This is a genomic window from Burkholderia sp. BKH01 (assembly GCF_025685725.1).
Lineage (GTDB): Bacteria > Pseudomonadota > Gammaproteobacteria > Burkholderiales > Burkholderiaceae > Burkholderia > Burkholderia pyrrocinia_C.
Map to the genome: position 1 here is coordinate 244,705 of NZ_JAOTQT010000006.1, position 25,255 is coordinate 269,959.

21 protein-coding genes and 1 tRNA gene are annotated in these 25,255 nt (G+C 66.5%); 14 read left to right on the forward strand and 8 right to left on the reverse strand.

Annotated elements, in window-relative coordinates:
* Positions 1-2 precede the first annotated feature (2 nt).
* The 3 genes from OEJ37_RS13075 to zwf form a co-directional block, all read right to left on the reverse strand.
* Entirely contained in the window at positions 3-1,931 is a 1,929-nt protein-coding gene (locus OEJ37_RS13075) for a bifunctional transcriptional regulator/glucokinase (RefSeq protein WP_174417803.1), read from the reverse strand.
* Positions 1,909-2,589 carry a 6-phosphogluconolactonase gene (gene pgl, locus OEJ37_RS13080; protein WP_263344487.1) on the reverse strand — a complete coding sequence of 227 codons (681 nt, stop codon included), beginning with the start codon at positions 2,587-2,589 and terminating at the stop codon, positions 1,909-1,911. The genes OEJ37_RS13075 and pgl overlap by 23 nt, the downstream gene beginning before the upstream one ends.
* 88 nt (positions 2,590-2,677) lie before the next feature.
* Positions 2,678-4,147: a glucose-6-phosphate dehydrogenase gene (gene zwf, locus OEJ37_RS13085; protein WP_174417801.1), complete on the reverse strand. Its 1,470-nt coding sequence runs from the start codon at positions 4,145-4,147 to the stop codon at positions 2,678-2,680.
* 432 nt (positions 4,148-4,579) lie between these two features.
* On the opposite strand from zwf, the gene OEJ37_RS13090 reads away from it, so the two are divergent.
* From OEJ37_RS13090 to OEJ37_RS13105, 4 genes are all read left to right on the forward strand, one after another.
* Positions 4,580-5,827 carry an ABC transporter substrate-binding protein gene (locus tag OEJ37_RS13090; protein ID WP_152855482.1) on the forward strand — a complete coding sequence of 416 codons (1,248 nt, stop codon included), beginning with the start codon at positions 4,580-4,582 and terminating at the stop codon, positions 5,825-5,827.
* A gap of 138 nt (positions 5,828-5,965) precedes the next feature.
* A complete protein-coding gene (locus tag OEJ37_RS13095; protein WP_174417800.1) occupies positions 5,966-6,904 on the forward strand; it encodes a carbohydrate ABC transporter permease in 939 nt (312 codons plus the stop codon).
* Positions 6,894-7,751: a carbohydrate ABC transporter permease gene (locus OEJ37_RS13100; RefSeq protein ID WP_072436117.1), complete on the forward strand. Its 858-nt coding sequence runs from the start codon at positions 6,894-6,896 to the stop codon at positions 7,749-7,751. Before OEJ37_RS13095 ends, OEJ37_RS13100 begins: the two co-directional genes overlap by 11 nt.
* 110 nt (positions 7,752-7,861) lie before the next feature.
* The gene (locus OEJ37_RS13105) at positions 7,862-8,980 is read left to right on the forward strand and encodes an ABC transporter ATP-binding protein (protein WP_131947152.1); all 1,119 of its coding nucleotides are present in this window, start codon (positions 7,862-7,864) and stop codon (positions 8,978-8,980) included.
* A 91-nt stretch (positions 8,981-9,071) separates the two neighbouring features.
* Here OEJ37_RS13105 and OEJ37_RS13110 read toward each other — a convergent pair whose 3' ends face one another.
* From OEJ37_RS13110 to trxB, 3 genes are all read right to left on the reverse strand, one after another.
* The gene (locus OEJ37_RS13110; RefSeq protein ID WP_175918959.1) at positions 9,072-9,695 is read right to left on the reverse strand and encodes a trimeric intracellular cation channel family protein; all 624 of its coding nucleotides are present in this window, start codon (positions 9,693-9,695) and stop codon (positions 9,072-9,074) included.
* Entirely contained in the window at positions 9,682-10,461 is a 780-nt protein-coding gene (locus tag OEJ37_RS13115; protein ID WP_263344488.1) for a Smr/MutS family protein, read from the reverse strand. The genes OEJ37_RS13110 and OEJ37_RS13115 overlap by 14 nt, the downstream gene beginning before the upstream one ends.
* Before the next feature lie 135 nt (positions 10,462-10,596).
* Entirely contained in the window at positions 10,597-11,559 is a 963-nt protein-coding gene (gene trxB / locus OEJ37_RS13120) for a thioredoxin-disulfide reductase (RefSeq protein ID WP_152855479.1), read from the reverse strand.
* 400 nt (positions 11,560-11,959) lie between these two features.
* On the opposite strand from trxB, the gene OEJ37_RS13125 reads away from it, so the two are divergent.
* From OEJ37_RS13125 to OEJ37_RS13135, 3 genes are all read left to right on the forward strand, one after another.
* Positions 11,960-14,269: a DNA translocase FtsK gene (locus OEJ37_RS13125; RefSeq protein ID WP_174417798.1), complete on the forward strand. Its 2,310-nt coding sequence runs from the start codon at positions 11,960-11,962 to the stop codon at positions 14,267-14,269.
* Positions 14,270-14,315: 46 nt separating this feature from the next.
* The gene (gene lolA, locus OEJ37_RS13130) at positions 14,316-15,005 is read left to right on the forward strand and encodes an outer membrane lipoprotein chaperone LolA (RefSeq protein WP_152855478.1); all 690 of its coding nucleotides are present in this window, start codon (positions 14,316-14,318) and stop codon (positions 15,003-15,005) included.
* Positions 15,006-15,215: 210 nt separating this feature from the next.
* Positions 15,216-16,526 carry a replication-associated recombination protein A gene (locus OEJ37_RS13135; protein ID WP_175947534.1) on the forward strand — a complete coding sequence of 437 codons (1,311 nt, stop codon included), beginning with the start codon at positions 15,216-15,218 and terminating at the stop codon, positions 16,524-16,526.
* 38 nt (positions 16,527-16,564) lie between these two features.
* On the opposite strand, the gene OEJ37_RS13140 is transcribed toward OEJ37_RS13135, so the two are convergent.
* Positions 16,565-16,834, reverse strand: coding sequence for a DUF2164 domain-containing protein (locus OEJ37_RS13140; RefSeq protein ID WP_111017623.1), 270 nt, complete (start codon positions 16,832-16,834; stop codon positions 16,565-16,567).
* Positions 16,835-17,082: 248 nt separating this feature from the next.
* On the opposite strand from OEJ37_RS13140, the gene serS reads away from it, so the two are divergent.
* The 3 genes from serS to OEJ37_RS13155 all read left to right on the forward strand — a co-directional run bounded on the left by serS (position 17,083) and on the right by OEJ37_RS13155 (position 20,557).
* Complete coding sequence (gene serS, locus OEJ37_RS13145) at positions 17,083-18,384, forward strand: serine--tRNA ligase (RefSeq protein WP_034182968.1); 1,302 nt, start codon at positions 17,083-17,085, stop codon at positions 18,382-18,384.
* Positions 18,385-18,499: 115 nt separating this feature from the next.
* Positions 18,500-18,590: transfer RNA gene (locus tag OEJ37_RS13150), tRNA-Ser, on the forward strand.
* Between the two features lie 431 nt (positions 18,591-19,021).
* Positions 19,022-20,557, forward strand: a complete 1,536-nt coding sequence (locus tag OEJ37_RS13155) for a methyl-accepting chemotaxis protein (protein WP_263344489.1) — start codon at positions 19,022-19,024, stop codon at positions 20,555-20,557.
* Positions 20,558-20,671: 114 nt separating this feature from the next.
* Here the strand turns inward: OEJ37_RS13155 and OEJ37_RS13160 are convergent, their stop codons facing one another.
* Positions 20,672-21,832, reverse strand: a complete 1,161-nt coding sequence (locus tag OEJ37_RS13160) for an alkane 1-monooxygenase (RefSeq protein ID WP_263344491.1) — start codon at positions 21,830-21,832, stop codon at positions 20,672-20,674.
* A gap of 518 nt (positions 21,833-22,350) precedes the next feature.
* Between OEJ37_RS13160 and OEJ37_RS13165 the strand changes: the two genes are divergently transcribed.
* The 4 genes from OEJ37_RS13165 (at position 22,351) to minE (ending at position 25,104) form a co-directional block, all read left to right on the forward strand.
* Entirely contained in the window at positions 22,351-23,013 is a 663-nt protein-coding gene (locus OEJ37_RS13165; RefSeq protein ID WP_254624527.1) for a GNAT family N-acetyltransferase, read from the forward strand.
* Positions 23,014-23,182: 169 nt separating this feature from the next.
* The gene (gene minC / locus OEJ37_RS13170; protein WP_174417793.1) at positions 23,183-23,962 is read left to right on the forward strand and encodes a septum site-determining protein MinC; all 780 of its coding nucleotides are present in this window, start codon (positions 23,183-23,185) and stop codon (positions 23,960-23,962) included.
* A gap of 59 nt (positions 23,963-24,021) precedes the next feature.
* The gene (gene minD, locus OEJ37_RS13175) at positions 24,022-24,837 is read left to right on the forward strand and encodes a septum site-determining protein MinD (protein WP_034182973.1); all 816 of its coding nucleotides are present in this window, start codon (positions 24,022-24,024) and stop codon (positions 24,835-24,837) included.
* Positions 24,838-24,849: 12 nt separating this feature from the next.
* On the forward strand, positions 24,850-25,104 hold the full coding sequence (gene minE / locus OEJ37_RS13180; protein WP_006486661.1) for a cell division topological specificity factor MinE: 255 nt from the start codon (positions 24,850-24,852) through the stop codon (positions 25,102-25,104).
* Positions 25,105-25,255: the final 151 nt, after the last annotated feature.

Genomic DNA, 25,255 nt, shown 5'->3' on the forward strand with positions numbered 1-25,255 from the left:
CGTCAATCCCGCGCGACGTCCTTCGCCGCCGGCGACGCGCCGTGGCTCAGCCAGTCGAGCACGTCGGCCGTTTCGTCGTCGCTCGCGCGCGCCTTCGCCTGCGCGACGGCGTCGGGCAGCTCGCCGTTCGGCGACGCGCGGCGGATCGCGACGCCGACCGCGAGGATGTCGATCATCAGCAGATGCAGGATCCGCGAGATCATCGACAACTGCGACTCGCGCATCTCGATGTGGTCGGTCTCGAGCGCGACGGTCGCGCGCTTCGCGAGCGGCGTGTTGCTCGACGTGATCGCGATCACCTTCGCGCCGGCCTGCATCGCGACGTCGAGCACGCGCAGCAGTTCGGGCGCGCGCCCCGACTTCGACACCGCGACGATCACGTCGCCCTTGCCGAGCAGCGCGGCCGATGCGGCCTGCATGTACAGGTCGCCGTACGCGATCGTCGGAATCCCGAAGCGGAAGAACTTGTAGTGCGCGTCCTGCGCGACGATGTTCGAGTTGCCGAGCCCGTAGAACTCGATGCGCCGCGCGCCGTTCAGGATCTCGATCGCGTTCTCGACATGCTCGAAGTTCAGGTGCTCGCGCAACTGCAGGATCGCCGACACCGTGTTGTCGAGCACCTTCGCGCCGAAGTCGGTGGCGGTGTCGCCGAGATGCACCTGGCTGTGGCTCATGGGGATCGTGCCGGTGAGGCCGGTGGCGAGCTTCAGCTTGAAGTCCGACAACCCCTGGCAACCGAGCGAGCGGCAGAAGCGGATCACGGTCGGCTGGCTCACGTCGGCCTTGCGCGCGATGTCGACGATCGGATCGTTGATGATCGAGCGCGGATGGTTCAGCGCGAGATCGGCGACGCGGCGCTCGGCCGGCGTCAGCGCATCGCGCATCTGGCGGATCCGCTCGAACACGGCCGACGACGCGCCGCCCGAGCGGTTCGACAACTGCTCCGCGAGGATCGCCGACACGCCGAGGAACGCCGGGTATTCGGCGGTGATCAGGTAGGTCGGGATGTTCTCGAGATAGTGCGTGAAGCGGCCCTTCGCCTCGAAGCGCGCGCGGAACGACGAGCGCGTGAACAGTTCGCCGAGCTTCAGCGCGACGCCGCCGCCGATGTATACGCCGCCGAGCGCGCCGAGCGTCAGCGCGACGCTGCCCGCGAACGCGCCGAGAATCCCGCAGAAGCATTCGACCGTCTCGAGCGCGAGCGCTTCGCCCGCCTGCGCGCGCTCGACGATCTCGACCGTGTCGACGCTCGCGGCGACGCGCTTCTTGTCGCGCGCGGCGAGCGCGCGATAGATGATCTCCATGCCGGGGCCCGCGCACACGCGTTCGAACGACACGTGCGGAAACTTCTTGCGCGCGTACTGCAGCACCAGGTCCTCGCGTTCGTCCTGCGGCGCGAACGACGCGTGGCCGCCCTCGCTGCCGAGCGCGATCCAGCGGTCGTCGGCCGGGATCAGCCCCGACACGCCGAGCCCCGTGCCGGGCCCGAGCAGCCCGATCACGCTGTTCTGGCGGCGCGTGCCGCCGCCGACCTGCACGCGCTGCGCGTCGGTCAGGCCCGGCAGCGCCATCGCGAGCGCGGTGAAATCGTTGACGACGAGCAGCGTGTCGAAGCCGAGCGCACGGCGCGTCGCCTCGATCGAGAAGCTCCAGTCGTGGTTGGTCATCGTGACCTGGTCGCCGTCGACCGGATTGGCGATCGCGATCGCCGCGTGGTTCACGCGGCTGATCTTCACGTCCTTCAGGTACTTGCGGATCGCGTCGGTAATCGTCGGATAGTCGGCGCCGGGATACACGCGGATCTGCGTGATCTCGCCCGGACCGGTTTCCAGCGCGAAGCGCGCGTTGGTGCCGCCGACGTCCGCGAGCAGGCGCGGGCCGTCGGCATGCTGACCCGCGACGACCGCCTTACTTTGCGCACCAGTAGACATCGAGCTGAGTCCCCTTGTCGTTGGCCAGTTGGGAAATCGCGTTTTTCTGCAGCGACGCGGCCGCGGCGTCGAGCACGGCGCGCTTGGCGGGGCCCGCGATCAGCAGGAACAGCCGCTCGACGCGCTTGAGCGCATCGAGCGAAAAGCTCACGCGCGCGTGCGGCGCGGCGCCCGGATGCACGGCGACGAAACGCTCGGACGTCGCGATCGCGTGGTCCCACTCGGGCGCGTCTGCGAAGATCGACGCGGTGTGGCCGTCCTCGCCCATGCCGAGCACCGCGACGTTCGGCACGCGGTAGTCGGCGTTCGCGTTCAGCGCGGCGACGTGCGCGTCGAGCGTGGCGCGCGTGTCGACGAGCGGCAGGAAGCGGGCAGGGGCCGCCGCGTGCTGCAGCAGCGTATCGCGCACGAGGTGCGCGTTGCTGGCCGCGTCGTCCTCCGGCACCCAGCGGTCGTCGACCAGCGTCACGTCGACGCCGGCCCAGTCGAGCGTGGCATGCGACAGCGTTTGCAGGAACGGGCGCGGGCTCGTGCCGCCGGACACCGCGAGCGTCGGGCGCGCGGGGCCGGCGAGCGCGGCGCGCAGCGCATCGCCGACGGCGCGCGCGAGCGCTTCGCTTTGCGCTTCCTGGGTGTCGAAAGCGTGGATCTCGATCACATCTCCTCCGGACTGCTTTGTATGTTCAAATCGTACGAATCGTGGGGCACGTTGCCGGACGCGGTCACGCGCGCGGCAACGGCTTGCATCAGTTTTCTTCTTCGAGCCAGCAGGTGTCGTGCTGCGCGAGCATCGCGCTCGCCGCGGCCGGCCCCCACGTGCCCGCCGCGTACGGCTTTGGTGGCTTCAGCGAGCGCGCCCATTCGTTCAGGATCGGCTCGACCCAGCGCCATGCGGCTTCCTGTTCGTCGCGACGCACGAACAGCGCGAGCCGGCCGTTGATCACGTCGAGCAGCAGGCGCTGGTATGCCTCCATCTGCCCTTCCTTGAAGAACCGGTCGAACGCGAGGTCGAGGTGCACGCTCGCGAGGTTCATCCCTTCGCCGGGCTGCTTCGCGAGGCAGTACAGGCGGATCGTCTCGTTCGGCTGCAGCCGGATCACGAGGCGGTTCGAACCGGGGCGCAGCGCGGTCGGTCCGAGCGCCGAGTGCGGCACCGGGCGGAAGTTGACGACGATCTCCGCGACACGATCGGCGAGACGCTTGCCGGTGCGCAGGAAGAACGGCACGCCGGCCCAGCGCCAGTTCTCGATCTCGACCTTCAGCGCGACGAAGGTTTCGGTCTGGCTGTCGGTCTTCACGCCCGGCTCGGTCGCGTAGGCCGGCACCTGCGCGCCCTTGATCACGCCCGCATGATACTGGCCGCGCACGGCAACCTTGCCGATGTCGCGCGGATCGACCGGCTTCAGCGCCCGCAGCACGCGCAGCTTCTCGTCGCGCACCGCGTCGGAATCCATCGAGTGCGGCGGCTCCATCGCGACGATCGACAGCAGTTGCAGCAGGTGGTTCTGCACCATGTCGCGCAGCGCGCCCGTATTGTCGTAGAAATCGCCGCGCGCTTCGACGCCGAGTTCCTCGGCGATCGTGATCTGGATGCTCTCGACCCATTCGCGGCGCCACAGCGGCTCGAACAGCGCATTGCCGAAACGCAGCGCAAGCAGGTTCTGCACCGGCTCCTTGCCGAGATAGTGGTCGATCCGGTAGATCTGGCCTTCCGCGAAGATTTCACCGACCGCGTCGTTGATCGCATTCGACGAGCGCAGGTCGTAGCCGAGCGGCTTCTCGAGCACGATGCGCGAGCCTTCGTTCAGGCCGACCGACGCGAGCGCGTTGCAGATCGGTACGAACAGCGACGGGCCCGTCGCCAGATAGAACACGCGGATGCCGGGCAGCGATGCGATCGCGTCGCGCAGCACGACGTAGTCTTCCGCGCGGCCGAGGTCGAGCTTCACGTACTCGATGCGCTGGAGAAAGGACTTCCACGCGGCTTCGTCGAACGCCTTGCCGGCCGCCTTGACCGCATGCGGCTTCACATGCGTATCGACCCACTCCAGATAACCCGCCTGATCCGATTCGTGCCGCGCCACTGCGACGATCCGGCCGCTCTCCGCCAGCATGTTCGCACGGTGCGCTTCGAACAGCGCGGGCAGGATCTTGCGCATCGACAAATCGCCGGTGCCGCCGAAAAGTACGAAGGTAAAGCTGGAATCGGTATGCATGTGTCTCCGCCGGGTTTGGGGGTGCTTGGAAGCGATCCGTAGTGCGATAAAAATATTTTTGACACTGAATTGTAGTTTAACTACAATCCGCCGCAAGGGGTAGCACCTGGGTGAAGAAAAAAAGAAGTGCGGTCGATGAACTGCGCGAGCTTCGCCTTCGGGAGCGCCTTGTGCCGAATGTTATCGGACATTGACGGCGCGCATCGTCCGCGCACCGTTGGCCCCGGGCTCGCGTCGCATCATCGCGGCGGGCCAGAAACACAAAGAGGAGACACACCGTTGAATCTCGATTCACGCTTTCTGTAAGAGCCCGGCCGGTCATCGGCCCCGTACGCTGCATGCGTCCCGCGGCTCGATTTCCCCGTCGTTATCAAGAAGCCGGTTCCCGGTCAGGGAACCTCACGAGTTGATTCAGTCTGGAGGAGATAAGTAATGAAAGTTCGCTCGATCATGGGCGCGCTCTGCGCGGCAGGTCTGATGGCTGGCGCCGTGGCGGCGCAGGCAGCCGAGAATGTAACGGTGCTGCACTGGTGGACCTCGGGCGGCGAGTCGAAGGCCGTCGGCGTGCTGAAGGACGACGTGCAGAAGCAGGGTTATGTGTGGAAGGACTTCGCGGTCGCGGGCGGCGCCGGCGCCGCGGCGATGACCGCGCTGAAGACCAAGGTGATCAGCGGCGACGCACCGTCGGCCGCGCAGATCAAGGGCCCGCTGATCCAGGACTGGGCCGACCAGGGCGTGCTCGTCAACATCGATTCCGCCGCCGGAGACTGGAAGCAGAACCTGCCGCCGGAAATCGACAAGATCATCAAGTACAAGGGCCACACCGTCGCCGCGCCGTTCTCGGTGCACCGCGTGAACTGGCTGTACATCAACAAGGCCGCGCTCGACAAGATCGGCGCGAAGGTGCCGACCACCTGGCCTGAATTCTTCGCGGTGGCCGACAAGCTGAAGGCCGCGGGCATCCAGCCGGTCGCGATGGGCGGCCAGCCGTGGCAGGACCTGACGCTGTGGGAAGACGTCGTGCTGTCGCAGGGCCCGGCGTTCTACAAGAAGGCGCTGGTCGACCTCGACCAGGCGACGCTGACGTCGCCGCAGATGCTGTCCGTGTTCGACACGGTGCGCAAGATCCAGGGCTACTTCGATACGGGCCGTAACGGCCGCGACTGGAACCTCGCGACCGCGATGGTCATCAACGGCAAGGCCGGCATGCAGTTCATGGGCGACTGGGCGAAGGGCGAGTTCGAGAACGCGGGCAAGAAGGCGGGCAAGGACTACATCTGCGCGGCGGTGCCGGGTACGGCGAATGCGTATACGTTCAACGTCGATTCGTTCGTGTTCTTCCAGCAGAAGGGCGAGAAGGCCGCGACGCCGGGCCAGATCGCGCTCGCGAAGACGATCATGACGCCGGACTTCCAGGAGCAGTTCAGCCTGCTGAAGGGCTCGGTGCCGGTGCGCCTCGGCGTGAAGATGGACAAGTTCGACGATTGCGCGAAGAAGTCGTATGCGGACGAGCAGACCGCGATCAAGTCGGGCGGCTTCGTGCCGTCGCTCGCACACGGGATGGCGCAGAGCGATGCGACCGCCGGCGCGATCACGGACGTCGTGACGAAGTTCATGAACTCGCAGCAGGATTCGAAGAGCGCGGTCGCCGCGCTCGCGAAGGCCGCGAAGGTCAAGTAACGCGCGACAGGCGCCCGGCCGGACACGCTTCATCGGCCGGGCGTTTTTGCAAGTGCAGCAAACGGGCTCGCCCGCGGGCCCGCGCCGTACCCGGCGCCGGCCCGGCCTGCGCCGCCCTCGTTCCAGGAGTCGAATCAAGTGGCTGCCCCTCTTAGCGGAAACGGATCCGGTGATACCGCCGCACGGCGTACGTCGCCGATGTCGGCCTTCGCCGATCGCTGGATTCCGAAGCTCGTGCTTGCGCCGAGCGTCGCGATCGCCGTGGTGTTCATCTACGGCTTCATCCTGATTACCGGTTATCTGTCGCTGACCAACTCGCGGCTGTTGCCGAACTACGAATTCGACGGCTTCGGCCGTTACTCGGACCTGTTCCAGAACGACGTGTGGTGGACCTCCGCCGCGAACCTCGGCTGGTTCGGGATTCCGTTCATCGCGGTCTGCGTTGCGCTCGGGCTGTTCCTCGCGATCCTGCTCGACCAGCGGATCCGCAACGAAGGCGCGCTGCGCGCGATCTTCCTGTACCCGATGGCGCTGTCGTTCATCGTCACCGGCACCGCGTGGCAATGGATCCTGAACCCGGGCCTCGGTCTCGAGAAGGTGATGCACGACTGGGGCTGGACGAGCTTCTCGTTCGGCTGGCTCGACGATCCGGACAAGGCGATCTTCTGCGTGGTGATCGCGGCCGTGTGGCAGTCGACCGGCTTCGTGATGGCGCTGTTCCTGGCAGGGCTGCGCGGTGTCGACGCCGAAATCTTCAAGGCCGCGCAGGTCGACGGCGCGACGCTGCCGACCATCTACCGCAAGATCGTGATCCCGAGCATGCGCCCGGTGTTCTTCTCGGTGCTGCTGATCCTCTGCCACATCACGATCAAGACCTTCGACCTCGTCGTCGCGCTGACGGCGGGCGGCCCGGGTACGTCGTCGTCGCTGCCGGCGATGTTCATGTATACGTTTTCGTTCAACCGCGGCCAGCTCGGGCTCGGCGCGGCGTCGTCGGTGATGATGCTCGCGACCGTGGTCGCGGTGCTGGTGCCGCTGATGTATATGGAATCGAGGAGCACCCGCAATGCAGCCTAAGATGACGATCAGCCGGGCAGTGATCTACGCGGCGCTGATCCTGTTCGCGCTGTATTTCCTGTTCCCGATCTACGTGATGCTGTCGACGTCGTTCAAGGACCTCGACCAGCTGCGCACCGGCAACCTGCTGACGCCGCCCACCAGCTGGACCGTCGAGCCGTGGGTGAAGGCGTGGAGCGGCGCGTGTACCGGCGTGCGCTGCGACGGGATGAAGCCGTTTTTCCTGAATTCGCTGCAGATGGTGATCCCGGCCGTGCTGATCTCGTCGCTGATCGGCGCGTTCAACGGCTACGTGCTCACGCACTGGCGCTTTCGCGGCGCGGACGCGCTGTTCACGATGATGCTGGTCGGCTGCTTCATCCCGTTCCAGGTGATCCTGCTGCCGATGGCGCGCCTGCAGGGGATGCTCGGCCTCGCCAACACGATTCCCGGCCTCGTGTTCGTGCACGTCGTGTACGGGATCGCGTTCACGACGATGTTCTTCCGCAACTTCTACGTGAGCGTGCCGTCCGAGCTCGTGAAGGCCGCGCGTATCGACGGCGCGGGCTTCTTCACGATCTTCACGAAGATCCTGCTGCCGGTGTCGCTGCCGATCTTCATGGTGTGCCTGATCTGGCAGTTCACGCAGATCTGGAACGACTTCCTATTCGGGATCGTGTTCTCCGGCGTCGATTCGATGCCGATCACGGTGGCGCTGAACAACCTCGTCAACACGTCGACGGGCGTGAAGGAGTACAACGTCGACATGGCCGGCGCGATCATCGCCGCGCTGCCGACGCTGCTCGTCTACATCGTCGCCGGCCGCTACTTCGTGCGCGGGCTGACGGCGGGCGCGGTGAAGGGGTAGGCGCGGCCTTATCCGATACGACGAACCGGCCGCGCACGTCGCGCGGCGCATCGAAACGAACCCGACGCGGCGCCGTAGCGCCGCGCGAGACGAGACAGAGGATTCACAGCATGGCAAGCCTTTCCATCCGTGACGTGTACAAGACCTACCCGAACGGGGTGCCGGTCCTGAAGGGTGTCGACATCGAGATCGAGGACGGACAGTTCCTGATCCTGGTCGGCGGTTCGGGCTGCGGGAAATCGACGCTGCTCAACATGATCGCCGGGCTCGAAACCGTGACGAGCGGCGAGATCTGCATCGACGGCAAGGTCGTCAACGACCTGTCGCCGAAGGATCGCGACATCGCGATGGTGTTCCAGTCGTACGCGCTGTATCCGTCGATGACGGTGCGCGAGAACATCTCGTTCGGCCTGAACATCCGCAAGGTGCCGAAGAACGAGCAGCAGCAGATCGTCGACCGCGTGTCGCAGATGCTGCAGATCCAGCACCTGCTCGACCGCAAGCCGGGCCAGTTGTCGGGCGGCCAGCGCCAGCGCGTCGCGATGGGCCGCGCGCTCGCGCGCGATCCTTCGCTGTTCCTGTTCGACGAGCCGTTGTCGAACCTCGACGCGAAGCTGCGCATCGAGATGCGCGCGGAAATCAAGCTGCTGCACCAGCGCCTCGGCACGACGATCGTCTACGTGACGCACGACCAGATCGAGGCGATGACGCTCGGCGACCGGATCGCGGTGATGAAGGACGGCGTGGTCCAGCAGTTCGGCGCGCCGCAGGAGATTTACGATTCGCCGGCGAACCTGTTCGTCGCGGGCTTCATCGGCGCGCCGCCGATGAACTTCATCAACGGCAAGCTGGTCGAGCAGGGCAGCGGGATCGCGCTCGAGATCGACACGGGCCTCGCGCGCAGCGCGCTGAAGCTGCCGTTCGACGCGAAGCGGATGAACGGCCACGTCGGCCGCGAGGTGATCCTCGGCCTGCGTCCGGAGCGCATCACCGACGCACGCAACGCGCACAACGGCGAGGCGTCGAGCCTGCAGCCGATCGACGTGCGCGTCGACGTGACCGAGCCGACCGGGCCGGACACGCACGTATTCGCGCAGGTGAACGGCAAGCGCATCGTGAGCCGCGTGCATCCGGCCGCGAACCCGCAGCCGGGGCAGACGCAGTCGCTGCTGTTCGACGTGTCGAAGGCCGTGCTGTTCGATCCGGCATCGGAAGAGCGGATCGCGTGATGCGGCGTTCGCGCTGAATGAAGGAGAAGGGGCCGTCTCGAATGAGCGGCCCCTTTTGTTTCTGGCGATGCGGTTGGCGCTGCGGCGGCAGTCAGTGCGGCAGCCGCACGTCGAACTTGAACGTCGCCAGCCGCGTGGCGAGGATGAAGCCGGTCGCGAGCAGCACGCTGTATACCGAATCGAACTGCAGCCACACGAGCAGCAGGTAAAACCAGCAGCCGACGAACGCGCAGGTCGCGTACGGCCGCGAATCGCGCAGGATCAGCGGGATATCGTTGCACAGCACGTCGCGGATGATCCCGCCGACCACGCCGGTGATCACGCCCATCATCACCGCGATGAAGCGCGGCATTTCGGCGTCGAGCGCGATCGCCGTGCCCGAGATGCTGAAGATGCCGAGTCCGATCGCGTCGGCGACCAGCAGCAGCCGCTCGGCCGACAGCCGTGACAGCATCCGCAGCACGAACGGCGCGAACAGCGCGAGCACGAAGATCGCGATCACGTAGTCGTCGTGCACGACCCAGTAGAACGGCCGGCGCTCGAGCAGGATGTCGCGCAGCGTGCCGCCGCCGAACGCGGTGGCGAGCGCGACGACGAACGTGCCGACCGAGTCGAGGCGGTTCTTGCGCGCCTCGATGAAACCCGAAATCGCAAATGCCAGCGTGGCGATCGCCTCCAGTACGGCGATCGCGAGCGTCAGCCTAGGATGCGGCACGCGGCCCCCGGTCGGCCGGCGCCGCGAGCGGCTGCAGCAGCACGAGCACCGCGCCCGCGCCGCCGTCGTTGCCGCGCGCCTCGCAGAACGCGATCACTTCTTCCTTCTGCACGAGCCACGCGCGCACCTTGCCTTTCAGCACGGGTTCCTTGCCGATCGAGCCGAGCCCCTTGCCGTGGATCACGCGCAGGCAGCGCAGCCCCTTCTTGCCGGCTTCGCGGATGAATTCGGCAAGCGCGTCGCGTGCCTCGTCGCGGCGCATCCCGTGCAGGTCGAGCTGCGCCTGCACGATCCACGCGCCGCTCCTCAGCTTGCGCACCACGTCGCGGCTGATGCCGGGGCGGTGGTAATACAGCGAGTCGTCGCTGTCGAGCAGCGTTTCGGGATCGAATTCGTCGGACAGCGTCGCGTTCAGCACGGCTTCCTCGTCGCGCTGCGTCTGCTTCGGCACCGGGTCGGGCGGCATGCGGCCGGACGCCGCGCGCGACGGCGCGTTCAGCGGCCGGATCGCGCCGATTTCGTTGCGGAACAGGTTCGCGTCGGCTTCCGCCTTGCGTTCGGCCTTCGCGGTTTCGATGCGCTCGCGTTCGCGGCGATCGGCTTCGCCTTGCAGCGACTTGCGCAGCGCGCCGAGGCCGGCGAGGCCCTGGCCGCGCAACGCGGCCGGATCGGGCGCGGGCGGCGCGGCGGCCGGCGCGGGGTTCGCGGGACGGGCGGCGATCTGTCGCTTCGCGGGATCGCTCGGATGGGGCTGGTTCTTCGCCATGATTCGGTAGCAGGGCAGGCGCGTTCGGGCGCGCGGGCAAAAAAAAGCCGCTGCGCGGCGGCAGCGGCTTTCCGGTCGGGCCCGCTTCGCGGCAGCGGACGCCATTGTAGCGCCCGGCGCGGCAAGGCTTGCGGCTTACTTCTTGTCGTGCAGGCTTTCGAGGTAGCGCTGCGCGTCGAGCGCGGCCATGCAGCCCGTGCCCGCGCTCGTGATCGCCTGGCGGTACACGTTGTCCTGCACGTCGCCCGCGGCGAACACGCCCGGCACGCTCGTCGACGTCGCGTTGCCGTGCAGGCCGCTCTTCGTCAGGATGTAGCCGTCCTTCATCTCGAGCTGGCCCTGGAACAGGTCGGTGTTCGGCTTGTGGCCGATCGCGACGAACACGCCCTGCACGTTGAGGTCTTCCTTCGCGCCGGTCTTCACGTTCTTGATGCGCAGGCCCGTGACGCCCGAATCCGCGCCCGTCACCTCGTCGAGCACGTGATCCCACTTGATGTCGACGACGCCTTCCTTTTCCTTTTCCAGCAGGCGGTCGATCAGGATCGGCTCCGCGCGGAACTTGTCGCGGCGGTGGATCACCGTGACCTTCTTCGCGATGCCCGTCAGGTAGAGCGCTTCCTCGACGGCCGTGTTGCCGCCGCCGATCACCGCGACTTCCTGGCCGCGGTAGAAGAAGCCGTCGCAGGTCGCGCAGGCCGACACGCCCTTGCCCATGAACGCCTCTTCGGACGGCAGGCCGAGATACTGCGCGGACGCGCCGGTCGCGATGATCAGCGAGTCGCACGTGTATTCGCCCGAGTCGCCGATCAGGCGGATCGGCTGCTCGTGCAGTTTCGCGGTGTGGATGTGGTCGAAGACGATTTCGGTGTTGAAGCGCTCGGCGTGCTCGAGGAAGCGCGCCATCAGCTCCGGACCCTGCACGCCTTTCGCGTCTGCCGGCCAGTTTTCGACATCGGTCGTGGTCATCAGCTGGCCGCCCTGCGCGATGCCGGTGATCAGCACCGGGGACAGGTTGGCGCGTGCTGCGTAAACGGCAGCCGTGTAGCCGGCGGGGCCGGAACCGAGAATCAGGACTTTGGCGTGTTTGGGCGTGGACATGTGCGAATCCGTAAAAGGCGGCCGCGGCGGGCGGGGTAAGGCTCGCCGTACGATCCGGGTTGACCGGGATGCCGTCATAGATGGGTATCAGTCGCGCATTATAAAGGCCCCGTTGCTGCGTTGCCGAACGAGAGTTTCAATCGTGCCGATAGCGTTTGGCGGCGAGCCTCCCGCGCCGGCGCGGCAGGCCGGGCAGGCTGCCGGCTTGCGGCGGTGCGTTGTCGCAGGTCCGGTCAAGGGAGCGGCCGTCCGGCCGGCTTGCGCTCGCGTGCGGCGCGCGGTTCGGCACCCCGTCCCTGTTATGTAACCGTCATTTACACTTGGCGGCCCGGTGCAGCGTTTACAATAAGCGGGATCGAACGACAGGCGGGCGCACGGCCCGTCCTCTTTATACGGATTCATGGCAAAAGCTCCTTATTCCGCCCAGGCACAGGCGTTGCCGCACCGGATGTCGAAGCTCCTCACGGAGATCCGCTGGATTCTCCAGGTCGCGCTCTGCGCATTTCTGGTGATGGCCCTGCTGAGCTACAGCCGGCGCGATCCGAGCTGGACGCACGCCGCGCAGGTGGACCACATCTCGAACTGGGCCGGCCGCGTCGGCGCGTGGACGGCCGACATCATCCTGCTGCTGTTCGGCCTGTCGGCCTACTGGCTGATCGTGCCGCTCGGGCGGCGCATCGCCGTCAACTACCGCCGCATCACGCGCCACGAGGCGATTCCCGACGAACCCGAGCGGCCGATCGGCTGGCTCACCGAGATCTTCGCGTTCGTGCTCGTCGTGCTGGCGTGCGACGGCATCGAGGCGCTGCGCATGTGGTCGCTGAAGGTGCAGTTGCCGCGTGCGCCGGGCGGCGTCGTCGGCGAGGCCGTCGCCGGTGCGATGTCGCATGCGTTCGGCTTCACGGGCGGCACGCTGCTGCTGCTGATCGCGCTCGCAATTGGCCTGTCGCTGTATTTCCGCTTCTCGTGGCTGTCGGTCGCCGAGCGCGTCGGCGGCGCGATCCTGTCCGCCGTCAACGTCGCGAAGCTGCGCCGCGAGGCCGAGCGCGACCGCAAGCTCGGCGAGGCCGCGGCCGTGCGCCGCGAAGGCAAGGTCGAAGAGGAGCGCGTGCGCATCGAGGATCACGAACCCGTGACGATCGTGCCGCCGGTCGTCACGCCGGCGAAGTCCGAGCGCGTCGAGCGCGAGCGCCAGGTGCCGCTGTTCACCGACCTGCCGGGCGATTCGACGCTGCCGCCGGTGTCGCTGCTCGATCCCGCGCCGAAGACGCAGGAAGCGATTTCGGCCGATACGCTCGAATTCACGTCGCGCCTGATCGAGAAGAAGCTGAAGGATTTCGGCGTCGAGGCGAGTGTGGTTGCCGCGTATCCGGGCCCGGTCGTCACGCGCTACGAGATCGAGCCGGCCACCGGCGTGAAGGGCAGCCAGATCGTCAACCTCGCGAAGGATCTCGCGCGTTCGCTGTCGCTCGTGTCGATCCGCGTCGTCGAGACGATCCCCGGCAAGAACTACATGGCGCTCGAGCTGCCGAACCAGCGCCGCCAGACCGTGCACCTGTCCGAGATCATCGGCTCCGAGGTGTATGCGGCCGCATCGTCGGCGCTGACGCTGAGCCTCGGCAAGGACATCGGCGGCAAGCCCGTGTGCGCGGATCTCGGGAAGATGCCGCACCTGCTCGTCGCCGGCACGACCGGTTCGGGCAAGTCGGTCGGGATCAACGCGATGATCCTGTCGCTGCTCTACAAGGCGACCGCCGAGCAGGTGCGCCTGATCCTGATCGATCCGAAGATGCTCGAAATGAGCGTCTACGAAGGCATTCCGCACCTGCTGTGCCCGGTCGTCACCGACATGCGCCAGGCCGGCCATGCGCTGAACTGGACGGTCGCGGAGATGGAGCGCCGCTACAAGCTGATGAGCAAGCTCGGCGTGCGCAACCTGGCGGGCTACAACAACAAGATCGACGACGCGGCCAAGCGCGAGGAGAAGCTGCCGAACCCGTTCAGCCTGACGCCGGATGATCCCGAACCGCTCGGCCGCCTGCCGAACATCGTCGTCGTGATCGACGAGCTGGCCGACCTGATGATGGTCGTCGGCAAGAAGGTCGAGGAACTGATCGCGCGGATCGCGCAGAAGGCGCGCGCGGCCGGCATCCACCTGATCCTCGCGACGCAGCGCCCGTCCGTGGACGTGATCACCGGCCTGATCAAGGCGAACGTGCCGACGCGGATCGCGTTCCAGGTGTCGTCCAAGATCGACTCGCGCACGATCCTCGATCAGATGGGCGCCGAATCGCTGCTCGGGATGGGCGACATGCTGTACCTGCCGCCGGGCAGCGGGCTGCCCGTGCGTGTGCACGGCGCGTTCGTCGGCGACGACGAAGTGCATCGCGTCGTCGAGAAGCTCAAGGAGCAGGGCGAGCCGAACTACGTCGAGGGTCTGCTCGAAGGCGGCACCGCCGACGGCGACGAGGGTTCGGCCGGCGCGGGAACCGGCGAAGGCGGCGGCGAGTCTGATCCGCTGTACGACCAGGCGGTCGAGATCGTCATCAAGAACCGCCGCGCGTCGATCTCGCTCGTGCAGCGTCATCTGCGGATCGGCTATAACCGCGCGGCGCGGCTGCTCGAGCAGATGGAGCAGTCGGGGCTCGTATCGGCGATGTCGTCGAGCGGCAACCGCGAAATTCTTGTGCCGGCGCGCGACGCGGAATGAGTCCGCGGCGCCCGCAGCGCCGGCCACCCACGGAGAAAACCGCAATATGCAGCAACATTCGTTCGCAATGTCTCTTCGTTCGACGCGGCGCTGGCTCGGTGCGGCGTTCGCCGGCGCATCGCTGATGCTCGCGGCGACGCACGCGTTCGCGGGCGGCACCGAGCAACTGAAGGCCTTCGTGTCGCAGGTGCGCTCGGCGAAGGGCGACTTCACGCAGCAGATCGTCAAGGCGCCGGCCAAGGGCGCGAGCGCCGTGCAGGCCGCGCCGAAGCCCACCGACAATTCGAGCGGCACGTTCGTGTTCGCGCGGCCGGGCAAGTTCATCTGGACGTACCAGAAGCCGTACCAGCAGGTGCTGCAGGCCGACGGCGACAAGCTCTACGTGTACGACCGCGACCTGAACCAGGTCACCGAGCGCAAGCTGAACGGCGCGCTGGGCGCGAGCCCCGCCGCGATCCTGTTCGGCAGCAACGATCTCGACAAGAACTACACGCTGCGCGATGCCGGCGAGAAGGGTGGCATCGAGTGGCTCGAGATGCTGCCGAAGGCGCAGGACACGCAGTTCCAGCGGATCGGCATCGGTTTCCGGAACGGCACGCTCGCCGCAATGGAGCTGCATGACGTGTTCGGCAACGTCACGCTGCTGACGTTTACGAACATCCAGACGAATCCGCCGCTGAAGGGCGATACGTTCAAGTTCGTCGTGCCGAAGGGCGCCGACGTGATCAACGGCTGACCGGCGCCACGCGCCTCTCTTCTGCAACGGGCCTGCCGGCGACGGCAGGCCCGTGTCGTTTCCGGGCGCGGGCACCGGGCGCGGGCACCGGGCGCGGGCATCAGGCGCGAGCCACCGGGCACCGGGCACGGCGGCGCCGTTGCGCGGCTGTCATAATGTCGGGTCCGGCGGCCGGTTCGGCCGCCATCGTTTGATGTGGAGCGAGGGTTCATGTCCGACCTGTTTCAAGTCGAGCCGCGCCGGCCGCTCGCCGAGGCGCTGCGGCCGAAGACGCTCGCCGAGGTGATCGGCCAGACGCATTTGCTGGGCGAAGGCAAGCCGCTGCGGCTCGCGTTCGAATCGGGCAAGCCGCATTCGATGATCCTGTGGGGGCCGCCCGGCGTCGGCAAGACGACGCTCGCGCGGCTCACCGCGCTCGCGTTCGACTGCGAATTCATTGCGCTGTCCGCGGTGCTCGGCGGCGTGAAGGACATCCGCGAGTCGATGGAGCAGGCGAAGGACACGCTGAACCGCACCGGTCGCCACACGATCCTGTTCGTCGACGAGATCCACCGCTTCAACAAGGGGCAGCAGGATGCATTGCTGCCGTTCGTCGAGTCGGGGCTCGTGACCTTCATTGGAGCTACGACCGAGAACCCGAGCTTCGAGGTCAACTCGGCCTTGCTGTCGCGTGCGCAGGTGTACGTGCTGAAGTCGCTGGACGACGACGAGATGCGCCAGTTGCTGAAGCGCGCGCAGGAAATCGCGCTCGATGGCCTCGCATTCGACGACAAGGCGATCGATACACTGGTCGGTTATGCGGACGGCGACGCGCGGCGTTTCCTGAACCTGCTCGAACAGGCGCAGACGGCGGCATCGTCGGCTGGCGTCGCGACGATCGACGCCGAATTCGTCAGCAGTGCGATGACGCTGAACGCGCGGCGCTTCGACAAGGGCGGCGACAACTTCTACGACCAGATCTCGGCGCTGCACAAGTCGGTGCGCGGTTCGAGCCCCGACGGCGCGCTGTACTGGTTCTGCCGGATGATCGACGGCGGCGCGGATCCGAAGTATCTCGCGCGGCGCATCGTGCGGATGGCGTGGGAAGACATCGGCCTCGCCGATCCGCGCGCGCTGCAGATGGCGAACGACGCGGCCGAGACCTACGAGCGGCTCGGTTCGCCGGAAGGCGAACTCGCGCTCGGGCAGGCGGTGATCTATCTCGCGTGCGCGGCGAAGAGCAACGCGGGCTACAACGCGTTCAACCAGGCGATGGCGTTCGTGAAGCAGGACAAGTCGCGCGAGGTGCCCGTACATCTGCGCAACGCGCCGACCAAGCTGATGAAGGAACTCGGCTACGGCCACGCGTACCGTTACGCGCACGACGAACCGAACGCGTATGCGGCCGGCGAGACGTACCTGCCGGACGGGGTGCGCGAGCCACACTGGTACAAGCCGGTGCCGCGCGGGCTCGAATCGAAGATCGCCGACAAGCTCGCGTGGCTGCGCGAGCTCGACCGCGAGGCTGGCAAGAAGGGTTGATGGGCGACGCGCGCCCGGCCGGCGCCGTATCGGATGCGTTAGCGCTTGCGGCCGGGCTGCTGTTTCTTCCAGTACTCGAACGGTTCTTCGTGGCAGTCGATGTCGAGCTCGGCGACCCGCGCGTGCAGGCGTTCCTGCGCGTCGGCGATCGCGAGGTTGTAGATCGCGGGCGCAATCTCCTCGACGAAGAAATGCAGCAGCGCGCCGGCCTGGATGTTGCCGATCGGCTCGTCCATGTTTTCTGTGAAATAGCGTTGCAGCGACGCGATTGCGCGGTCGCGTACATCCTTGTCCAGTTCGATGGCCATCGGGTTCCTTGAATGGCGGTGATGCGGATGCGGGTGCGTCGTACGACGCGTTGCGTGCGGCCGGTGCAGGCGTTTCGCCGTCCGCAATGTGGTTGGGCACGATGTGACGCCCCGGCCGCTTAGGCGAGCCGGCATGGCGATACTGCCACGACCGGCCGTTTTCGGGCATCGTCCATCAGGCCAGTGCCGTGGCGGCCGCGCGGTGCGTTAGAATTCCCGTCTTACACAACGATTTTCCAAGTCCTCCCATGCTCGACATCCAGTTGCTGCGCAAAGACCTCGACGGCGTCGCGAAGCGCCTCGCCGATCGCGGCTACACCCTCGACATCGCCGCGTTCTCTGCACTCGAAGCGGAACGCCGCGCGATCCAGACCCGTACCGAAGAGCTCCAGGCGCGCCGCAACAGCCTGTCGAAGCAGATCGGCGCGATGAAGGGGAAGGGCGAGGACACGTCGGCCGTGATGGCCGAGGTCGGCGGGATCGGCGACGAGATGAAGGCGGGAGAAGCCAAGCTCGGCGACATCCAGGCACGCCTGTCCGACCTGATGCTGGGCATGCCGAACGTCGCGCACGAAAGCGTGCCGGTCGGCAACGACGAAGCCGACAACGTCGAGGCGCGCCGCTGGGGCACGCCGCGCCAGTTCGACTTCGAGGTGAAGGATCACGTCGACGTCGGCACGCCGCTCGGCCTCGATTTCGAGACGGGCGCGAAGCTCGCCGGCGCGCGCTTCACGATGCTGCGCGGCCCGATCGCGCGCCTGCACCGCGCACTCGCGCAGTTCATGATCGACACGCACACGCAGCAGCACGGCTACACCGAGACGTACACGCCGTACATCGTGAACCCGGAGATCCTCTACGGCACGGGCCAGTTGCCGAAGTTTGCGGACGACATGTTCCGGGTCGAGAAGGGCGGCGCGGAGAACACGGTCACGCAATACCTGATCTCCACGTCCGAGATCTCGCTGACGAACACCGTGCGCGAGTCGATCGTCGACGCGTCCGCGCTGCCGATCAAGCTGACCGCGCACTCCCCGTGCTTCCGCTCGGAAGCCGGTTCGTACGGCCGCGACACGCGCGGGATGATCCGCCAGCACCAGTTCGACAAGGTCGAGATGGTGCAGGTCGTCGCACCGGAAACGTCGTACGCGGCGCTCGACGAGATGGTCGGCCATGCGGAGGCGATCCTGCAGAAGCTCGGCCTGCCGTACCGCGTGATCACGCTGTGCACGGGCGACATGGGCTTCTCGGCCGCGAAGACGTTCGACCTCGAGGTGTGGCTGCCCGCGCAGAACACCTATCGCGAGATCTCGAGCTGCTCGAATACCGAGGCGTTCCAGGCGCGCCGGATGCAGGCGCGTTTCCGCAACGCGCAGGGCAAGCCGGAACTCGTGCATACGCTGAACGGTTCGGGTCTCGCGGTCGGCCGTACGCTCGTCGCGGTGCTGGAGAACTACCAGAACGCGGACGGCTCGGTCACGGTGCCGGAAGTACTGCGTCCGTACATGGGCGGCATGGAGCGGATCGACGCGCCTGCACAGGCGTCGTGAAATCGGCTGCCGAAGCCCTCGCAAAAAAATTTGCGGAAGGGGTTGCCAGCTCAGAAAAGATCGTTTTATAATCTTTTCTTTCCCGGACATGACCAACCGGGAAATGCAGTAAAACGGAGAGGTGGCAGAGTGGTCGAATGTACCTGACTCGAAATCAGGCGTACGGTTTCCCCGTACCGTGGGTTCGAATCCCACCCTCTCCGCCAGAATACGAAACCCCTTGATCCGGAAGGATCAAGGGGTTTTTCGTTTTGGGTCTGCGGCGCGATGTGTCGATTGCCGTTGCAGTGGCAACGGCTTTGGCCATCGGCACATCGGACGTGCAGATGCGATGGCGACGAACTGCGCGCACGATCGTATCGCGTCTTCGATGCGGCTGCGCCGCATGGCAAGCACCGCGACCCAATGACGAACCGACTGTCGAACGCCCCGAAGGTTTTGCACTGCTGACTGTCATCATCGCAGTCGTGGACATCCGCGGCGCGCATCGTGCCGGCATGGCGCTGACGCTCGGCAATGCGGAGTCGGTCTTCGCCACTTTCCTCAGCTTTAAGCCTTCTCGTCCCGCGCCGTTAACACGGTGCGGCGGCCGGCACCCTTGCCGAGCCGCATCGTCCCCCCGTCGATTGAAGGTCCCATGAAGCTGAGCTACAAGATTCCCCTCGCATTCGCCGCCGTGCTGTTGCTGATGTTCGGTGGTGCGCTGTATGGCATCCACATCCTCAACCGGTCGATCGATACGTTCGCCGAAGACGTGCAGACGAACGTCGGCAACGAACGCCTCGTGTCGGCCACGCTCGTGCAGTTCAAGCTGCAGGTGCAGGAGTGGAAGGACACGCTGCTGCGCGGCAAGCAGCCCGACAAGCTCGACCGGTACTGGCAGGCATTCCAGACGCGCGAGCGGACGGTCGATTCGCTCGCCGCGCAGCTCGTGCGTCAGTTGCCGCCCGGCGAGAGCCGCTCGCTCGTCGAGCAGTTCATGCGTGCGCACACGGCGATGGGCGACGGTTACCGGCGCGGCTTCGACGCGTTCAAGGCGGCCGGCTTCGAGCCGTCGACAGGCGATGCCGCCGTCGCGGGCGTCGACCGCGAACCGGCGGCGCTGCTGGAGCGGGCCGCGAAGTCGATCGCCGACGAGAGTGCCGCCGTGTCGGCGCAGGCGAGCCGCGACGCGCAGCACGCGACCACCGCGAGTCTCGCGCTGATGCTGGTCGTGCTCGGCGTTGCGATGGTCGGTGCGTTCCTGTTCAGCCGCGCGATCCTGCGTCCGCTCGACCGTGCGGTTGCGTGTGCACAGGCGGTCGCCGGCGGCGACCTGACACGCGACGTCGACGCGACCGGCCACGACGAGATCGCCGATCTGCTGCGTGCGTTGCAGACGATGCAGACGAGCCTGTCGGGCGTCGTGCTCGAAGTGCGGACGCATGCCGAAGCCGTCGCGACCGCGAGCGCGCAGATCGCGTCGGGCAATCACGATCTGTCGTCGCGCACCGAGTCGCAGGCCGCGTCGCTCGAGGAGACGGCGGCCAGCATGACCGAACTGACGGGCATCGTGCGCCAGTCGGCCGAGCACGCGCAGCACGCGGCGCAGCTTGCGCGCGACGCGTCGAATATCGCGTCCGCGGGCGGCGGCGTGATGACGGATGCCGTCCACACGATGAACGGCATCGCCGACAGCGCGGCAAAGGTCGGCGAAATCATCGCGGTGATCGACGGCATCGCGTTTCAGACCAACATCCTTGCGCTGAACGCGGCCGTCGAGGCGGCCCGTGCCGGCGAGCAGGGCCGCGGCTTCGCGGTCGTCGCGGCCGAGGTGCGCACGCTCGCGCAGCGCAGCGCGTCGGCTGCGAAGGAGATCAAGGGGCTCATCGAGCAATCGACGCAGCGGGTCGACGAGGGTGCCGTGCTGATCGGCCGCGCGGGCGAATCGATTCACGAGATCGTCGGCGCGGTGCAGCGCGTCACGACGATCGTCGGCGAGATCTCGTCGGCGTCGCAGGAGCAGAGCGGCGGCATCCAGCAGGTTAACGTCGCGGTCACGCAGATGGACGAAGCGACGCAGCGCAACGCCGCACTCGTCGAGCAGGCCGCGGCCGCGACGCAGGCGCTGGCCGAGCAGGCGAGCGCGCTGCGGCACGCGGTGGCCGTGTTCAGGCTGCCGGAAATGGCGTGACGGCGTGGCCGTCGCGCCGGGTTCCGAAGGAACCGGATGCCGGCGCGGCGGCGGCTTTCAGCGGCGCGCGACGTGGCGAGCGCGCACCGACTCCCGCCGGTCGGTCATCCGCAATCACGCCGCGGCCGGAAACTGCGCGAGCACCCTGGCACGAATCGACGGCTTGATGTTCGATTGCGTCATGTCGCCGCCGTAGTGCGCGACGACGCGCGGATTCATCACGCGATACCAGAGCGGCGGCACGTACGCGAACAGGATCATCGTCGCGTAGCCGGCCGGCAGTTGCGGCGAATCGTCGAAGTGGCGCAGCGCCTGGTACGAGCGCGTCGGATTCGCGTGATGGTCGGCGTGCCGCTGCAACTGGTACAGGAACAGGTTGGTGACGACGTGATTGCTGTTCCACGAATGCTGCGGCGTGCAGCGCTCGTAGCGGCCGCTCGGCAGCTTGCGGCGACCGAGCCCGTAGTGCTCGACGTAGTTCACCACTTCGAGCAGTGACGCGCCGTAGACGGCCTGGATCACGAGGAACGGGATCACGGCCTTGCCGGCCATCGCGATCGCGATGCCCCAAACGACGACGGTCATCGCCCATGCGTGCAGCACCTCGTTGCGCCAGGTCCACGGCGAATGCCCGAGCCGCTCGAGGCGTACTTTTTCAAGCCGCCACGCGGAGCGAATGCTGCCGGCCACGGTGCGCGGCAGGAATACCCAGAACGACTCGCCATAGCGCGCGCTCGCCGGATCCTCGGCCGTCGCGACGCGCACATGGTGACCGCGGTTGTGTTCGACGTAGAAGTGGCCGTACGCGACCGGCGCGAGCGTGATCTTCGCGAGCCAGCGTTCGAAGCGGTTCGTCTTGTGCCCGAGCTCGTGCGCGGTATTGATCGAGATGCCCGTCGCGGCGCCGAGCGACAGCGCGAAGCCGACGTAGTCGTACCACGCGAGCGTGTGCGTGCCGACGATCCATACGCACACGAAGAACGCGACGTATTCGACGAGCGTCGCGAGATAGACGATGAACCGGTAATAACGCTCCCGTTCGAGATGCGGCACGACGGCTTCGGGCGGATTGTCGCGATCGTCGCCGATCAGCGTGTCGAGGATCGGGATCACGCCGAATGCGAATAGCGGACCGAACCACCAGAACACGTGAAGGCCTGTCGCCAGCGCGAGCTGGGCGGAGAGGATCGGTAACGTGATCGTCAGCGCGCTGAGCAGCCACAGATAACGCTTGCCATCCGACCAGCCCGAAGCCGATCCGTCGGTCATTGCCATTGTCTCCCTCCAGTCGGCCGGCCCGGTGGGCGACCGCATGCACGGTTGTTCGAATTCTCGTCGGCCCGCGACACGCGCGGTGGCGCCGGATCGTCGCCCGGTTCTGCCTGTTATACGACCCGTGCGCACGCTTTCCAAACCCTGGCGCTAGGCGCGAGGCTCCAAACGGAGGGCCGCGTGCGACGCATGCCGGGAAGGGCCGGCGCGCGCCGATTGAAACATGCCCGGGAGGCCGGATCGGCCCGCGCGATCCATCTGTTTGTCAGTTGATTGGCGCTGCGTGACGCTCGCAGGTATCGGCTCCGCGGGTTCACAACGAATGTTGCGTCGCAATAAGCGAAATGGGGCGGGTATCGGCGGAGCGCCTATTTCAGCTACATATATTACGAATCATTACGATCCCCGGACGAGATGCGGAGCGGCCCGAAACGCGCCTGCCGTGCATCGCAAGGCGAACGAAGCGATGCGTCGAACGAAGAGGCCATGACTGCCGTCCGTCGGCGCGTATCGATGCGCCGATGCTGCACCTGCACACCGGTTGGCGCACACCGCCGGCGGCGGCGTCTGCCGCCTTTCGATTCGTGCCGCCATTTGAAAATTACGATTTGACTCATGCCCCGCTTTCGGTTGAAGCTACTAGCTTGCTGTCCGAAGGGGGCTGTGCCTGCATGAGTTCGACCTTGACCGTTCGTCGTATCGTTGCCGACCAGGGCGGCGTGTATCGCGAACTCCGCGCCGCGTCGCTGCGTGAGCCCTACGCGCCCGGCGAAGCGCCGGAGGCCGAATTGCTGAACGTCGAAACGGACGCAGCGTCGGCGATTGCCGCGCAACGCGCCGTGTCCGACGAGTCGACGACTTTCCTGCTGTACACCGAAGGCCATCCGGCCGGCATGATCGGCGCGTATTTCGACAACACGCCCGAGCGGCGCGCGTTCGTCAGCGAGCTGTGGGTCGCGCACGCGGTGCGTCACCTGCGCGGCGGCGTGCTGCTGCTGGAAACGGCCACCGCGTGGCTCGCCGAGCGCGGTGCCCAGGAGGTCTATGCATGGATCGCCGATGCGAACCGCAATGCGATCCGTTTCTACGAGCGCGCGGGTTTCGGCAACACCGGCGAACACGCGCCGATCGCGCGGATGCCCGGCGCGATGAAATCGCTGTTCGTGTCGCAGGTGAAGCACTGAAGTGACGTCAAAACACGGGCCGCGCGGTGCGATGAAGGCCTGGTCGCACGCTTGCCTGCCCGCCTGCCGGTCGCGCGCCCGCCGGGGCCCTAGCAAACCGGCGTCCCAAAAATAATGGCCCAGCGCGTGGACGCCTGTAAAATACGCAAAAAATTTTTGCAGAGTGTCCATGTCGCTTAAAAAATCGCCATTCTTCGAGCTGCGCAGCGGATCGGTCGATACGTTGCTGTTCACCGTGAAGACGACCGATCTCGACGCGTTGCGTGCCGAACTGGTCAAGCGCTTCGAAGCGACTCCCGAGTTTTTTGCCGACGATGTCGTCGCGATCGACGTCCGCCGCCTGGCGGAGGGCGAGCGCGTCGCGCTGGCCGATATCCGCCAGATGCTGAACGACGTGCGGATGCGTCCGGTGGGCGTGGTCGCATCGGCAACGCAGGGCTGGGCGGGGGAAGCCGGCCTGCCGTTGCTCGAGGCGCGCGATCGCCGCGCGCCGGCCGCGAAGCCGGCCGAGGGCTCGGAAGCGTCGCCGGTCGCCGAGGCCGTCGTCGCCGCAGCAGCCGCGGCGGCGCCCGAACAGGGGGCCGAGCCGGCGCCGGCGTCGAACCAGGCGGGCGGCCAGACGCTCGTGATCGACCGGCCGTTGCGTTCGGGGCAGCAGATTTACGCGAAAGGAGACCTCGTGGTACTCGCGCCGGTCAGTCACGGCGCGGAGATCATCGCGGAAGGCAATATCCACATCTACGCGCCGTTGCGCGGCCGCGCACTCGCGGGCGTGCACGGCAATCACGACGCGCGCATTTTCTGCACGTGTCTCGAACCGGAACTGATTTCGATCGCGGGCATCTATCGAACAACCGAGAACCCGTTGCCCGCCGAAGTACTGGGCAAAGCGGTGCAGATCCGGCTCGAAGAGGAAAAACTGATGATCGAACCGCTGCGCCTGACGTAATTCACGCGGCGCACGCCGGATCGATCGGCTCTCATTGACGAACACAGGGTATTGGGTAAATGGCAAAAATCATCGTGGTGACCTCGGGCAAGGGCGGCGTGGGCAAGACGACGACGAGCGCGAGCTTTGCGTCCGGTATCGCGCTGCGCGGCCACAAGACGGCCGTGATCGACTTCGACGTCGGCCTGCGCAACCTCGATCTCATCATGGGCTGCGAGCGGCGCGTGGTGTACGACCTCGTGAACGTGATCCAGGGCGAAGCGAACCTGAACCAGGCGCTGATCAAGGACAAGAAGTGCGAGAACCTGTTCATCCTGCCGGCGTCGCAGACGCGCGACAAGGATGCGCTGACGCGCGACGGCGTCGAGAAGGTGCTGAACGACCTGGTCGCGATGGACTTCGAATACATCGTCTGCGATTCGCCGGCCGGCATCGAGGCCGGCGCGCTGCACGCGATGTACTTCGCGGACGAGGCGCTGATCGTCACGAACCCGGAAGTGTCGTCGGTGCGCGACTCGGACCGCATTCTCGGCATTCTGTCGTCGAAGACGAAGCGCGCGACCGAAGGCAAGGATCCGATCAAGGAACACCTGCTGATCACGCGCTACAGCCCGAAGCGCGTGAGCGAAGGCGAGATGCTGTCGCTCGAGGACATCAGCGAGATCCTGCGCATCAAGCTGATCGGCGTGGTGCCCGAGTCGGAAGCCGTGCTGCACGCGTCGAACCAGGGCCTGCCGGCCGTGCACATCGACGGCACCGACGTCGCCGAAGCGTACAAGGACGTCGTCGCGCGCTTCCTCGGCGAGGACAAGCCGCTGCGCTTCACCGATTACCAGAAGCCGGGCCTGCTGCAGCGCCTCTTCGGCAGCAAGTAACGGAGGCCGCCCATGTCCATCCTTTCGTTTCTCCTCGGCGAGAAGAAGAAGTCCGCATCGGTCGCGAAGGAGCGCCTGCAGCTCATCATCGCGCACGAGCGGGTCGGCGGCCGGCCGCCGGCCGATTACCTGCCGGCGCTGCAGAAGGAGCTGGTCGCGGTCATCTCGAAGTACGTCCATATTTCGAACGATGACATCCGCGTGAGCCTCGAGCGCCAGGACGATCTCGAAGTCCTCGAAGTGAAGATCGAGATTCCGCAAGCCTGACCCTTGGCTGTCCCTCCGCACGGCGGCACTCGCCGCCGTGCGCGTCTTACGCCCTGTTGCACTTTCGGGCACGCCGTAACACGGCGAATGTCGGCCGTTATCGGTCCTCCCGCATTGAACGAATACGCTCGCGTTACTTGTTCAACCAGGA